This window comes from Deltaproteobacteria bacterium, assembly GCA_003696105.1.
Lineage (GTDB): Bacteria > Myxococcota_A > Polyangia > Haliangiales > J016 > J016.
This window is the reverse complement of sequence record RFGE01000132.1, coordinates 33,178-47,134: the sequence shown is the minus strand read 5'-3', so window position 1 is coordinate 47,134 and position 13,957 is coordinate 33,178. Positions and strand designations below refer to the sequence as shown.

At 73.0% G+C, this 13,957-nt stretch carries 4 protein-coding genes; 2 read left to right on the top strand and 2 right to left on the bottom strand.

Annotation, left to right across the window (positions count from 1 at the left end; all coding sequences use genetic code 11):
* The first annotated feature begins 2 nt into the window (after positions 1–2).
* Together D6689_09115 and D6689_09110 are read left to right on the top strand one after the other, a co-directional pair.
* Positions 3–1,331 carry a hypothetical protein gene (locus tag D6689_09115; protein ID RMH42166.1) on the top strand — a complete coding sequence of 443 codons (1,329 nt, stop codon included), beginning with the start codon at positions 3–5 and terminating at the stop codon, positions 1,329–1,331.
* Positions 1,332–1,437: 106 nt separating this feature from the next.
* Positions 1,438–2,088 (top strand): PorT family protein, encoded by a 651-nt coding sequence (locus D6689_09110; protein RMH42165.1) that lies wholly within the window; start codon positions 1,438–1,440, stop codon positions 2,086–2,088.
* A 134-nt stretch (positions 2,089–2,222) separates the two neighbouring features.
* Here D6689_09110 and D6689_09105 read toward each other — a convergent pair whose 3' ends face one another.
* Positions 2,223–2,705 carry a hypothetical protein gene (locus D6689_09105; protein RMH42164.1) on the bottom strand — a complete coding sequence of 161 codons (483 nt, stop codon included), beginning with the start codon at positions 2,703–2,705 and terminating at the stop codon, positions 2,223–2,225.
* A complete protein-coding gene (locus D6689_09100; GenBank protein RMH42163.1) occupies positions 2,702–13,945 on the bottom strand; it encodes a tetratricopeptide repeat protein in 11,244 nt (3,747 codons plus the stop codon). The genes D6689_09105 and D6689_09100 overlap by 4 nt, the downstream gene beginning before the upstream one ends.
* Positions 13,946–13,957: the final 12 nt, after the last annotated feature.

The window sequence follows — 13,957 nt, the reverse complement described above, 5'->3', positions numbered from 1 at the left end:
GCGTGGCGCCGGGCGCCGGCGCGCTCGATGAGCTGATCGCGGGCTGCGCGCGCGCGCGCGCAGGCACGGCCGCGCTGTCGACCTGCCGCCGGGCGCTGCGGGCGGCCGGGCCGGCCGGCGTCGCCGCCGCCCGCCGCATCGCGGCCGATGGTGGCGCGCGCCCCGCCGCGCGCACCGCCGCGCTCGACGTGCTCGCCGCAGCGGACGGCGCCGAGGCGCTCGACGCGCTCGCGGCGCTCGCGGGGACCGGCACGCCGCGGTGGCGGGCCGCGGTCGCCGCCGCGCTCGCCGCACGGCCGGCCGAGGATCTGGCCGCGATCGTCGCGGCCGCGGACGGCGCCGATACGCCCGCGCGCGAGGCCGACCTGTGGCGAGCCGCCGGCGGCCTCGCCCGGCGCGCGCCCGACCCCGCGGTCGCGGTCGACGCGATGCGGCGCCGGCTCGCGACCGCCCGCGACTATGAGGTGCGCTATCGGCTGATCGGCGCCCTCGCGGCGATCGACGCGGACGCCGCGAGGGAAGCCGCCGCCGCGGCGCTCACCGATCGGACCGGGGGCGCGCGGGGCGCGGCCCTACGCCGCGTGGCGGTCGCGGGGCTCGGCCGCAATCCGTCTCCGGCCGCCGCCGCGCTGCTGGCGCGCGCGCTGGCCGACCCGGACCCCGGCGTGCGCATCCGCGCGGTGGGCGCGCTCGCCGAGCGCGCGGACCTTCCGGCCGCCGCTTCGGCCGGCCTCGTCCGCGTGCTGCGGACCGACCGGTGGCCGCGCGCGCGGCGCGGCGCCGCCGGCGCCCTCGCCGGCCTGTGCGGCCAGCGGGCGGCAGCCGACGCCCTCGCGGGAGCCGCCGGCGCGGACCCGGATGCCGGCGTGCAGACCGCCGCGCTCGCCAGCCTGTTCGCCTGTCGCGACCCGCGCGCAGCCGACCTCGCGCTCGCGATCGCCCGCGACCGCGGCCGCGACCCGCACGTCCGCGCGCGCGCCGTCGCGCTCGCGGCCGCGGCCGGTGGGCCCGTGTGCGAGCCGCTGCTGAGCGCGTTCCGCACGATCCGCGGCCAGGCGTGGGACGACTCCCGCGCCGTCCGGGTAGCTGCCGCGGCGCTGGCGGCAGCGGTCGACGCGTGCGGCGCGCGGGCGGTGCCCGCCGTGGAGCAGGCCGCGGTCGACGACGCTTTCCCCGCCGTGCAGGCGGCGGCGATCGAGGGCCTCGGACGGCTGTGCCCGCCCGGCGCGGCGCGGCTGCTCGGCCGAGCCGCCAACCTGGACGACCGCGCGGTCGCGGCGGCGGCTCGCCGCGGCCTCGCGCGCTGCCGGCGCCCGGCGGGCGGCCGGTGACGCGGCGGCGGCGGCCGGCGCACGCCCCCTGGCCGCCGGACTGCGATGCCGTTCCGGCGCGGCGAAGCCGTTGCGCGCCTCGTCGATCTGATTACAATGCGCCGCGATGACACGCACCGCATGCGCTCTCGCTTTGTGCTCCGCGCTCGCGCCGCTGCCGGCGCTGGCTCAATCCGCCACCGCGACCCAGCCGACCGGCGACGCCGCCGGCGCCGCGCGCTGGCACAACGGCGTCAAGGGGGGGCTCGCGGTCGGCAGCCTCGGCGGCGACGTGACCGACAAGGCCGGGAGCCATGTCGGCGCGACGCTCGGTTACTACTTCGTCTACAGCTTCGGCAGCGGCATCGACCTGCAAGTCGAAGCCGCCGTCACCGAGACGGGGGGAACGGACGCGGTGCTCAACGAGTCCGGCCGCGAGTCGGACATCATCGCGACCTACTTCGAGGTTCCGGTGTTCGGGCGCTACGACATTCCGCTCACCGGGCCGATCCAGCCGTACGCCTACCTCGGCCCGATCGCGTCCGTGGTGATCGACGCGCGCCGGATGATCGGCACCGACGGCGTCGACTACGAGGACTCGCTCAAGCCGTTCAATGTGGCGGCCGCCGCAGGGCTCGGGGCCGAGTGGTTGATCGGCAAAGGCACCGGCATCTCGCTCGACCTGCGCTACGCCTACGGCCTCACGTCGATCGACGACGCGAACCTCGGCTCGATCAAGACGCGCACGTTCACCGCGACCTTCGGCATCTGGAAGTAGCGCACAGCGCGGGCGGGGCAGCGCCCGGGCCGCGACCGCACATCGCGGGCGCGACTCCTTGCGCCGCTGGTCCGCGCGGGGCGGACGCGGCGGTCACCTGCCCCTCGCGCCGAGCACCGCTCGCCGTCCGCCGATCATCGGCCGCCGGCGCCCGCCGCGTCGAGCACCGTCCGGTAGACGCGGTCCATCAGTGCATCGCAGGCGGCGGCATCGAGCGGCTGGCACGTGTAGCGCAATCGCGTGCCCACCTGTGCGACGAACAGCGTGCCGGTCTCGCACTGGTACGCGACCGCCGGCGGCGACACCTCCTCCGCGACCAGCGTGCAGCCGATCCGCTCGGCGCCCACCTTGAGAAGCGGCAAAACCGGCTGTGCGCTTCCGAGTTCGATCTCCGCGTAGTCGACCGGCGGCGCGGCGTCCGGCACGCCCGCATCCGGTTGCGAGCGCGCCGTCGCCGCGGGCGCCGGTCCCGGCGCAGCCGCCGGCGCCCGACCGCCGCACGCCGCCGCACCGGCCACCGCGAGCGCCAGCCCGACCCGCGCCCGCGCCGTGCGGATCCGTGCGCGCGCCCGCTGCGGCAGCGACCGCCGCCGTACCGTTGCCTCCGCGCGCATCACCCCTCCAGCGCCGCCAGCGCGCGCGACAGCTCCGGGTGGTCGGGCGCCAGCTCCAGCCCTCGCTGGTACATGCCTTTGGCCTTGGCCGGTTCGCCGAGCTGCACGTGAATGTTGCCCAGCGCCAGGTAGACGTCGGCCTTCGAGATGCCGAGCGACGGATCGATCTGTTGCAGCACCATCGACCGGTACACGCGACGCGCCTTCTCCCACTGCTGCGCCGCCAGGTACAGCCGGCCGAGACCGGCCATCGTGACCACGTCGGTCGGATTGACGCGGAACGCTTCCTCGTAGGCCGCGCGCGCCGCGTCGACGTCGCCGAGCGCCTCGGCGATCGCACCGAGCCGCTGGCGATAACGCGCGACGTCTTTCATCCGGCGCGCCGCCTTCGCCGCGTCCGCCAGCCGCTCGTACACGGGGCGCGCGTCTGCGTAGCGGCCGGCGGCGTAGTACAGGTCCGCCAGCGGCGCGGCGACTCGCTCGTCGTCAGGCGCCGCCGCGGCCGCCTGCTCGAGTAGCGGGATCACCGCGTCGGGCTGGCCGAGCCGCGTCCGGTACAGATCCGCGAGTTCGAGCGTCACGTCGAGGCGGACGGCCGGGTCGGTCTCGAACGACAGCCGCCGTCCGAGCATGTCGGCGACCACCGGCCAGTCCTCGCGGTCCCGCGCGATCGCCTCGACCGCGCGCACGGTCGGCGGGTGTGCCGCGTCGTGCTTGAGCGCCTCGCCGAAGTAGCCGGCCACCTGCTCGTCGTCGTCGCCGCGATGCCTCGCCATCTCGCCGAGCCGGAAGTACAGGTCCGCCGCGTCCGTGCCCTGCGGCCCGAGCGCCAGCGCCCGTTGCAGCACGTCGCTGCACCGGTCGTAGTCGGCCGCCGCCTCGTAGATGCGCGCGAGTCGGCTGAGTGCCGGCACGTAGTTCGGATCGCGCGCCAAGATCTGCTCGAGGATCTCGGCCGCGGCATCCGGCGCGTCGAGGCGCTCCTCCCACACATCGGCCGCCTTGGCCAGGTAGTCGATCTCGCGCCCGGCGTCGCCCAGCGTCCCGGCGACCTCCGCGGCGCGCTGGTACAGCTCGACCAGATCGTGCCAGCGTTCCGCAGCCGCCAGCAGCCGCTCGAGGTCGGCGTACACCGACAGATCGGCGCCGTCGAGGTCGAGGATCTGCATCAAATGGCCGATCGCGTCGTCCGGCGCGTCCCGGTGCTGCTCGGCGACGGCGGCCAATCGGCGGTAGATCGCCGCGCGCTCGGCGTTCGTGGACACCGCGTCGAGCCGGCGCATGAGCACGTCCTGAACCGACAGCCAGTCGCCGCGCGCCGCGTGGACGCGCTCGAGCTGTTCCAGCGCGTCCAGGTCGTCCGGCCGCAAGTCGACCGCCGCCTGCCACGCGTCGGCCGCCGCGTCCATGTCGCCGACCGCATCCGCGTACAGCCGCGCGATGCGAACCCGCAGCGCGCGCTCGGCGTCCGCGTCGCCGGCGAACCGCGCGGCGACACCGAGGATGTCGATCAGGTCGGCCCAGCGCTGCTGCTGCTCGTACAGCCGCGCGAGTTGCGCGTGGGCATCGCGATCCCCCTCGTCGAGGTCGAGCACCTGTCGCCACGCCGCTTCCGCACCTTGTACGTCGCCGATCTGTTCGCGAAGCTGGGCGACCTCCACGAGTTGGCGGCGCTTGGCCTGCGGGTCGTACGACAACCCCACGCGCCGCATCAGAATGTCGGCGACAGCGGCCGCGTCACCGCGATCGCGGTAGATTCTCTCGAGGCGAGCGAGCGCATCGTCGCTGTCGGGATCGTCGTCGACGATGCGGCGGAACGTCACCTCGGCCGCCGCCGCGTCACCGACGCGATCGAGCTGCACGTCGCCTAGATGCATCTGCAGCGCGCGGCGCACGTCCGGGTCGTCGAGCGAATCGATCACGCCCGCGAGCCGTGCGGCGACCTCGCCCCAGCGGCCGGTCGCATCGGCAAGGCGGTCGAGTTGCGCGAGCGCCTCCGGGGAGCGCGGATCCTCGGCGAGCCAGCCGCCGGTGGCGTCCAGCGCGCGGACCGGATCGCCGAGGCGGTGTTCGGCGATCTCGGCGAGGCGCGCGTAGATCTGCGCCCGCTCGAACGCATCGTCGACGATGCCAAGCTTGGCGCCCAGCAGGTCGGCAAGCCGAACGTAGTCGCCGTCAGCTTCGTACAGCGGCTCCAAGATCGCGATGATCTGGCCGCGCTCGGCATCCGACGACAGCAGTCGCTCGAGCCCGGCGCGTGCGGCACCGTGGGCCGGGTCGCGATCGAGAACGTCGCGATAGGCATCGACGGCGCCGGCCGCGTCGGCCAGTTGCCGTTCGCGCACGTCGCCGAGCCGATACAGCAGTTCGGCCTGTCGCGCCTCGTCCATGTGGACCTCCGCCTCCCGCGCGAGCACGCCCGCCAATTCGGCCCACCGCCCCGCCCGCTCGTAAATCCGGTCGAGCGCGGCCAGAGGCTCGCGTTCGTCGATCGCCAGGTCGAGCGCGCGCGCGTACGCGGCGGCCGCCCGCTCCAAGTCGCCGAGCGCTTCCTCGTAGATCCGAGCCTCCTGCGCGCGGTAGGCGTACTCCAACTCCGCGTCGCCGGTCGCGTCGGCCGCGCGCGCGTACAGATCCGCCAGTTCGCCCCACGCGCCGCGCGCTTGCGCCAGGCGTTCGAGTTCGGCGCGCACCTGCGGCTCGTCCGGATGGTCCGCGAGCGCCCGGGCCCAGGTCGCGAATGCAGCGTCCAGATCGGCGCGGCTGAGTTCGTGCACTTCCGCCAGCGCCGCAATCAGCGCGAGCCGCTCGCTCGGATCGCCCCCGGTCGCCGCCGCAATTCGCCGTTCGTACAGCTCGGCCAGCGCATCGTGCGCTCCCTCGGCCCGGTAGATCGGCTCGAGCGCCGCCGCCGCGGCCGCCATCGTGTCCTCCTGCGCCGAAAGGCGCTCGAGCGCGGCGCGCGCGTCCGCGTGGCTCGGATCGATGTCGAGGACGGCCGCGTAGCGCTCCACCGCGCGGTCGACCTCCATCAACTCCCGCTCGACCACGGCGGCGGCGCGGTAGGCGAGGTCCGCCCGGTTCGCCGCGTCGAGCTGCGCGCGCCGATCGATGACCTCCACCAGGTCCGTCCACATCTTCTCGCGCGCGAGCACCTCGTCGAGCCGCGCGAGCGCCTCCGCGTCGTCGGGCTGGTCGTCGAGCACGGCGCGCAGCTGCGCGATCGCCTCGTAGGGATCATTTAACCGCTGGTCGTACAGGTCGGCGGCGGCGAGCCGCAATCCGCGCCGTGTAGCCGCGTCGCCGGCGATCTCGATCTTGCGGCCCAAAATCAGCGCCAACTCGGCGTCGTTCCCGGTCGCGCGGTACAGGCGCTCGAGCGCGTCGAGCGCGCGCTCGTCCTCGTCGTCGAGGTTCAACACGGTCCGCCACGTGGCGATCGCATGGTCGACGTCGCCGAGTGCGGTCTCGTGAATCTCGGCGATCCGGTACAGGAAGTCTTTGCGCTGGACGTCGTCGTCCGCCAGCTCCGCGCGTCGCTCGATGATCTTGACCCGTTCGTCCGCACGCCCTTCCGCGCCGAGCAGCCGATCCAGTGCCGCAAGAGCGACCGCGTCCTCGTCGCTCACCTCGAGCAACCGGCGCCACGCGTCGATCGCCTTGGCGTTGTCGTGCCGGCGCGTTTCGTGGAGTTCCGCGATGCGCGCGAGAATCTTGGCGACAACGTCGAAGTCGTAGTTGCCGTCGATGCCCTCCTCGAGCGCGGCGATCAGTTCGTCCCACGCGCCCAACTTGGCCGCGAGCGCCTCGAACTCCGCGTAGACCTCGTCGGAGGTGACGTCCTCCTTCCACGCGCGCGCCAACGCGGCGAGCGCCAGCCGCGGATCGCCCCCGCGGGTCTCGTGAATGCGCGCGATCTCGCGCAGCATCGCGACCCGTTCGCCGGGATCGTCGACGTGCGGGAGCCGCGCGTCGTGCAGCAGGACGACGAGCTTCTGCCACCAGTCCCGCTCCCGATACAGCGGCTCGAGGATGCGCGCGATGCGATCTTGGTGGTCCGGCTCCTGCACGAGCCGTTCGAGCGCCGCGAGCGCTTCGTCCGCTTCCGCCCCGCCGCCGGCCAGCACCGTCTGGTAGTGGTCGATCGCCCCCGCGGCGTCGTCGAGCTGGCTCTCCAGCAGCTCGGCGAGTCGCAGCCGCAGGGCGGCGGCTTCCCGATCGTCCTGCGCGCCGGCGAGTCGGCGACCGAGCAACTCGGCCAGCTCGTACCACTGGCCGCTGGCAGCGTACAAGCGGTCGAGCGCGTCGAGCGCCGGCCGGTGGCCGGGGTCGATGTCCACGATCGCGCGGTACGCTTCGATCGCGCGGTCGACGTCCTGCAACCGCTCCTCCTGCACGCGCGCCGTCCGCGCCAGCAGCTCGATCCGCCACGCGTCGTCCGACGCGTCGGCGAGCGCCTGCTCGTACACGTCGACCAGCGCAAACCAGCGCTCCGCGCCGGACAGCATCGCCTCGAGCCGGGCGAACGTGTCGCGGTCGTCCGGCCTCACCCGCAGCGCGCGCCGGTACGCCGCGTGTGCGCGCTCGACCTCGCCGAGCCGGCGGTCGTAGACGTCCGCCAGCGCGAGTGCGATCGTCCGCACGTCCTCCGTGTCGCCGAGCGCGTCGTCCAGCACCTCCTGCAACACGGCGGCGTAGTCGCTCCAGTTTTCGAGAATCGTCGCCAGCCGCGCGAGTTGGTCGCGCACCGCCGCATCGGACGGCGTCTCGCGCAACACCCGGCCGTACCACCGGAACGCCTCCTCGAGGTCCTCGAGCTGTTCCTCCTGCAGCCTCGCGATGTAGCGCGTGAGCGCGAGCCGCTCCGCCGGCTCCTCGGCCGCGTCGAGCTTGATCTCGTAGATGCGCACGAGCTTGGCCCAGTCCTGATGCGCCACGTAGACCGGCTCGAGAACCGTCGCCGCCGCCGCGCGCGTGCCGGGATCGTCGAGCAATCGCTCGAGCGCCGCCGTCGCCTCGGCGTGGTTCGGGTCGCCGCCGAGCGTCGCCGCGTACGCGGTGACCGCCGCGTCCGGATCGCTCAGCTCGCGCTCGTACAACTGGCCGAGCCGGAACTGCAGCGAAACCGCCTCCGGCACGCTGTAGGCGAAGCCGAGGCGGCATTGCAGCAGGTCGGCCAGATCGTGCCAGCGCGATCCCTCCGTGTACAGCTTCTCGAGCGCCGACGCCGCCCGCGCGTCGTTCGGCAGAAGTTCGAGCACCTGCTCCCAGTGCAAGATCGCGTCGTCGGTTCGGCCGAGGTGGTCGGCGCACAGCTGAGCGGCCTCCGCCAGCGCCGCCGCCTTGGCGTCGATGTCATCGCCGATCGTCTCCGCCTTGCGCGCGAGCACGTCGTACAGGCGCGCGTGTTCCCCCGCGTCGCGGTAGATCGCCTCGAGCGCCGCCATCGCGCGCGGATCGTCCGGTTGTGCGTCGAGCACGAGCTGGTAGTAGCCGCGCGCGACCTCGTCGTCGCGCAACACCGCGCGCGCCAGGTCTGCGATGTCGAGATAGATCCGCCGCTGCAGATCGCCGTCGAACACATCCGGCGCGATCGCGCGAAACACCTCGATCAACTCCTCCATGCGCCCCTGCTCGGCGGCGAGGCGCTCGAGTTCGTCGATGTAGTGCGCCAGCTCCGGCTCCGCCAGCGCGTCCGGCAGCAGCTGCGCATACGCATCGAACGCGCCGTGGGCGTCGTCGAGCATGTGCTCGCGCAATTCGGCTACCCGTGCGAGACAGCGGACCCGCTCGCGTGGATCGTCGACCGACTCGGCCAGCCGCTGGAGCAGCCCCGCGAGTTTCGCGTGCTCGGCGTGCGCCTCGTACAGCGGCTGCAACACGTCGGCCGCGCGGCGGCGCAGCGCGTCGTCGTCCACCATGGACTCCACCGCGGCGAGCGCCGCGACGTGCGCCGGGTTGGCGCGCAGGACCGCCGCGTACCGCTCGAGCGCCTCGGCGCCGCGGCCGAGCCGGTGAAAGAGCAGGTCGGCCAGCTCGTGGGTATGCTCGGCGATCTCGAGCGGATCCTGCGCGAGCGCGAGCCGCCGCTCGGTCACTTCCAGCAGATCCGTCCACCGCTCGGCCTCGCGGTAAAGGCGGGCCAACTCCGCGAGCGTCTCGCGATCGTCCGGACTGTGATCGAGCACTTCGAGGTGCGCGGCGATCGCCTCGTGTGCGTCGCCCAGTTCGCGCTCGTACAGCGAAGCAATCCGCCGCAGCTGTGCCTTGCGCTCGGCGGCATCGCCGGCGAGGTCGACGCGGCGGCGCAGCACGTCGATCAGTTCGTGCCAGGCCTCGCGAGCGGCCAACAGCCGTTCGAGCGCGTCGAGCGCCTCGGCGTCGTCCGGAACGTCGACGAGCAGATCGCGCCACGCGGCGATCGCGGCGTCCGCGTCGCCCAGTTCGACCTCTTCGAGGCGGGCGACCCGGGCGAGCAGCTCGCGGCGGCGCGCCGGCGTGTCCGCCCATTCGGCCTGGCGCCGCAGGATGTCGCGCAGATCCGACCACTGTTGGCGGTCGGTGTACAGGCGCTCGAGCGCGGCGGCGGCGCGGTCCACCACGTCCCGGTTGCCCGGATCGACGTCCAGCAGCCGCCGGTACGCGGCGATAGCCTGGTCCCCGTCGCCGAGCGGGCCGTCGTACATCGCGGCCAGTTCGGTCAACAGCGCCGCACGCAGGCCGACATCGGCGGGATCGGCCGCATCGACCGCAGCCTCCCACGCGGCCGCGGCGTCCGGCCACCGGTCGAGCAGCTTGGCGAGCCGCCGGAGCGCCTCGCGCGGGCGCGGGTCGGACGGATCGGTTCGCAGCGCCTCGCACCACGTCGCGAACGCGCCGCGCTCGTGACCCAGGTTTTCCGATTCGATCTGCGCGACCTGCGCCAACAGGTCGACCGCCTCGCGGGGTGTCGCCGCGAACTCGCGCTGCGCGCGCAGCACCAGCACCAGGTCCCGCCACAGGCCGTCGGCGCGGTACAGCGGCTCGAGGATGCGCGCCACGCGCAGCCGCTGCTCCGCATTGGGCAACAGCTCCTCGAGCAGCTCGCGGCCGTCCGTGTGCCCGGGCGCCAGCTCCACGACCTGCTCGAGCAGGTCGATGGCTCCGGCCGGATCGTCGAGCGCGCGGGCGTGCAACACCGCGCGGCGATACAGCAGCGCGACCCGCTGCATGCGCAACTTGTCGTCCGCGGGATCCAGGTGGTCCAGCTCGCGCTCGATGGTCGCGTCCAGCTCCGGCCACGCCTCCTTCGCCTCGTACAGGCGCTCGAGCGCTTTGTACGCGCGGATCACCCCGGGGTCGAGTTCGAGCACTCGGTGGTACATGTCGATCGCGGCGTCCGGATCGTCGAGCACTCCCTCGTCGAGATCGCAGACCTGCAGCAACAGGTCCTTGCGGCGCTCGGCGTCGTGAAGCTGTTGCTCCCGCGCCAACAACAGGTCGCGCAGTTCCCGCCACCGCTCGGCGCCACGGTAGATGCGGTCGAGCGCGTCGTACGCGGCCGCGCACGCCGAATCGAGTTCGAGCACGCGCTTCCACGCCGCCTCGGCGCGGTCGATCTGACCGAGCCGGTCGTCGTAGATCGTCGCCACGTCGACGGCGATCGCCCGGCGAGTCGCCGTGTCCACCGCCTCCGCGTCCGCCGCGAGCGCGTCGAGCCGGTTCGCGGCGTCGTCGAGCGCGTCCGCCGCGACGGCGCAGTCGATCGCCGTGCGGCGCGCGTCGCGATCGTCCGGCGCCGCTTCCACCACGCGCATCGCTGCCTCGTAGGCGCTGCGGGCGTCGCCGAGGCGCCCCGCGTACAGCGCCGCCAGCCGCCGGTCGAACGCCAAGCGCTGAGCCGCGTCGTCCGTCGCGTCGCGCAAGATCTCCAGGCAGCGCGCGGTGTTCGCCGGCTCGTCGGTTTGTTCGTAGACCGGCAACAGCAGCCGCGCGACGTCCGCGCGTTCGTCGTGGTCGACGTCGGCCGGCGCGACGAGGAACCGCTCGAGCGCCGCGTGCACCTGCCGATTGGTCGGCGACAGCTCCAGCGCCCGGCGATACCCCGCCAACGCATCGGCGCGCCGACCGAGCTTGCTCTCGTACAGGGCGCCGAGGCGCAACAGGAGTCCGACCTGCGCCTCCGGCTCGCCGGCGAGCGCGAGCTGCCGCTCGAGCACGTCGGCCAGTCCGCCCGCGTCACCGCGCGCCTCCTCCACCTTTTCGAGCGCTCGCAGCGCGCGCGGGGAGCCGGCGTCGATGTCCAGGATCTCGCGATACGTCGCCGCGGCCGCGTCGAGGTCGCCGAGCCGCTCTTCTTCGAGAAACGCGATCTTGAACAGCAGGTCCAGCCGCGCGCCGTCGTCGTCGGTCAGCGCGACCCGCCGGCGGTAGACGTCCAACAGGTCGCGCCACTGGCCTTGCTCCGCGAACAGCCGCTCGAGCGCCGCGATCGCCGCCTCGTCGTCCGGCGCGATCGCCAGCACGCCTTCGTAGTACCGGCGCGCGTCGTCGGGGCGGTGCAGCCGCGTCGACGCAATCGTCCCGAGTTCGCGCAACAGCCGCAGCCGCTCGTCGTCGGGCAGATCCTGCGCTTGCAGCCGCCGGTCGAGCACCGCCGCGACCTCTTGCCATGCGTCCGCCTCGGCGCCGAGCCGCTCGAGGTCTTCGAGCAACGCGGCATCCGCCGGCGCCAACTCGTATGCGCGCGCCGCCCACTGGAACGCGAGCGCCTTCGAGCCGAGGCGTTCCTCGGCGAGTTTGCGGATCGCGAGATGCAGCCGCAACTGTTCGTCCACGTCAGTCGCGTGACCCAGCAGCACCTCGTAGATCGCCAGCAGGCGCGCCCACTTTTGCGTTCGCTCGTAGATCGGCACGAGCGCGGCGGCCGCCCGGCGGTGTGCGGGATCGACCGCGAGGATCCGCTCGTAGGCGCGCGCGACCTTTTCGGGATGGGCGACGTGCTGCTCGGCAATCGCGGCGGTGCGCTCGAGCAACGCCAGCTTGCGGTCCCCCTCCGCCCGGTCGGCGAGTCCCGACAGCACGTCGACCAGTTCGTCGAACCGGCCGACGTCCCTGTACAGCGCCTCGAGCGCGTCGGCGTCGCCGGCCGCTACGAGCAGTTCGCGCAGCTGGCGCAGCGCCCGCGCGTGCCCTGGATCCAGCGCGAGGATTTCTCGCAGCACCGGCACTGCCTGGTCCGCCGCTCCGAGCCGCTCGGCGTACACGGCACCGAGGCGTTCGAGGACGCCGATTGCCGCCGCCGGATCGGTGTCGCCGATCGCGGCGCGTTGCCGGTGCAGCACCTCGGCGAGCGCCAGGTAGCGCTTGTTGCGTTCGTACAGGTGCGCGAGCGACTCGAGCGCCTCCGCGTCGTCCGGGTCGAGTTCGAGCACACGATTCCACACGCCGATCGACAGCGCCGGATCGCCGAGCCGGTCAGACGCTAGCCGCGCGATATCCACCAGGTGCGCGCGCCGCTGGTCGGCGGGCAAAAGCTGCGTTTCGCGCTCCATCAACCGGATGAGCGCGCGCCATTGGCGCCGCCGCGCGTAGATCTCCTTGAGCTTCGCGATCGCGTCCCGGTCCTCCGGGCGCAGTTCGAGCAGCTGTTCGAGCGGCTTGATCGCCTGCGCATAGTTGCCGAACCGATCCGCCCACAGCGACGCCGTCTTGCGCAGCAGTTCGACGCGCTCGTCCGACGGCGTATCCGGCAACTCGGCCATGCGCGCCCACACCGCGATCAGGTCGTTCCACCGGCCGAGCTGCTCGTACTTGGCGGCCAGCGCGTCGAGCGCGGCGCGGTTGCCGGGCTGGAGCTGCAGGATCGTGTTGTAGGTGTTGATCACCATGACGTCGAGATGCAGCCGATCTCGGTAGATCTCGACGACCTGTTCGAGTCGGCTCACTCGCCGGTCGACATCGTCGGGCGGCAGTCGATCGATCTCGTCTTTGATCAGGTCGAGCAGCGCGTTCCACTTCTCGGTCGCGCGGTACAGCCGCTCGAGCGCGGCGCGCGCCTCCGCGTTGTCCGGCTCGCGCCGCAGCACGCCTTTCCACGCCTCGATCGCCTTGTCCGCGTTCGCCAGCTCGGAGTCGGACAGCCGCGCGATTTCGATCGACAGGTCGCGGCGGAGGTCGTCGTCGGCGGTCGCCTTGAGCGCCTGCCGCAGAACCTGCACGAGTTTGGCCGCCTCGCCGCGCGCCGTGTAGTACTCGCGATAGAACGTGAGCGCCGCGGGGTGGCCCGGCTCCGCCTTGCGAATGCGGCGGAAGTACTCCTCGGCCGCGTCCGGGTTGCCGAGCCGCTTCCAGTGCAGCATCGCGATCTGCAGCAGGATGCCGGTTTCGGGCTCCGTGTCGACGCTGCGGCGCCGCGCCTTGAGCGCATTGGTATACAGCATCACCAGCGCGGACCAGTTCTGCTCCTTTTCGTACAGGTCGGCCAGCATCGCGAGCGCCCGCGGATGGGCCGGGTCCTGGGCGACCAACTTCTTCATGCAGTCGATGGCGAGCTGCGGGTCGTTCAGGCGGGTCTTGGCGACATCGGCGAGCGCCAGCAGCGCCTGGCTGCGCTCTTCCTTGACGGCCGCGGCGTCGGCGCGCTGCTCGAGCAGCGCCGCCAGGTCCTGCCAGCGGCCGGCCCGCCGCAACAGCCGCTCGAGGTGCAACGCCGCGCGCCGGTTGCGCGGCTCGACCTCGAGCGCCTTCCGCAGATACCGTTCGACCTGGTCCGACTCCGGCTCGTAGCGCGCCCACATCTCGGCGGCCGACAGGTACAGCGACGTCGTGAGCTGACGGTCCGTCGACGCCTTCGCCTCGTCGACGTACTTGTCGGCGATCTTGCGCCAGTTGTCGCGCACCAGGTCGAGTTGCGCGAGCGTCTCGCTGGCGTCGGCGTCCTCCGGGCGCAGCGCGAGCACTTGCCGAAAACACTCGACCGCGGTCTGCTCATTGAGCAGGTCGTCGGCGTACAGCTTGCCCTTCGCCAGCAGCAGATCGGCCTTGCGGGCGCGATCCCCTACCGCAGCGATCTCCACGTCGAACAACCGCGCGACGACTTCGAGTTCCCCGCGCTCGCGCAGCTGCGCGCGCGCCCGCTCGAGCGCCACCGCCGCCTCTGGAGTATCGAGCTCACCGTTGTCGAGGCTTTCGAGCGCGCGCAGCGCCGCCTCGTCGTTCGGATCGGAGTCGAGGGTCGCAAGGTACTGCTCGTACTCGGCCATGTCCCGCCTTTC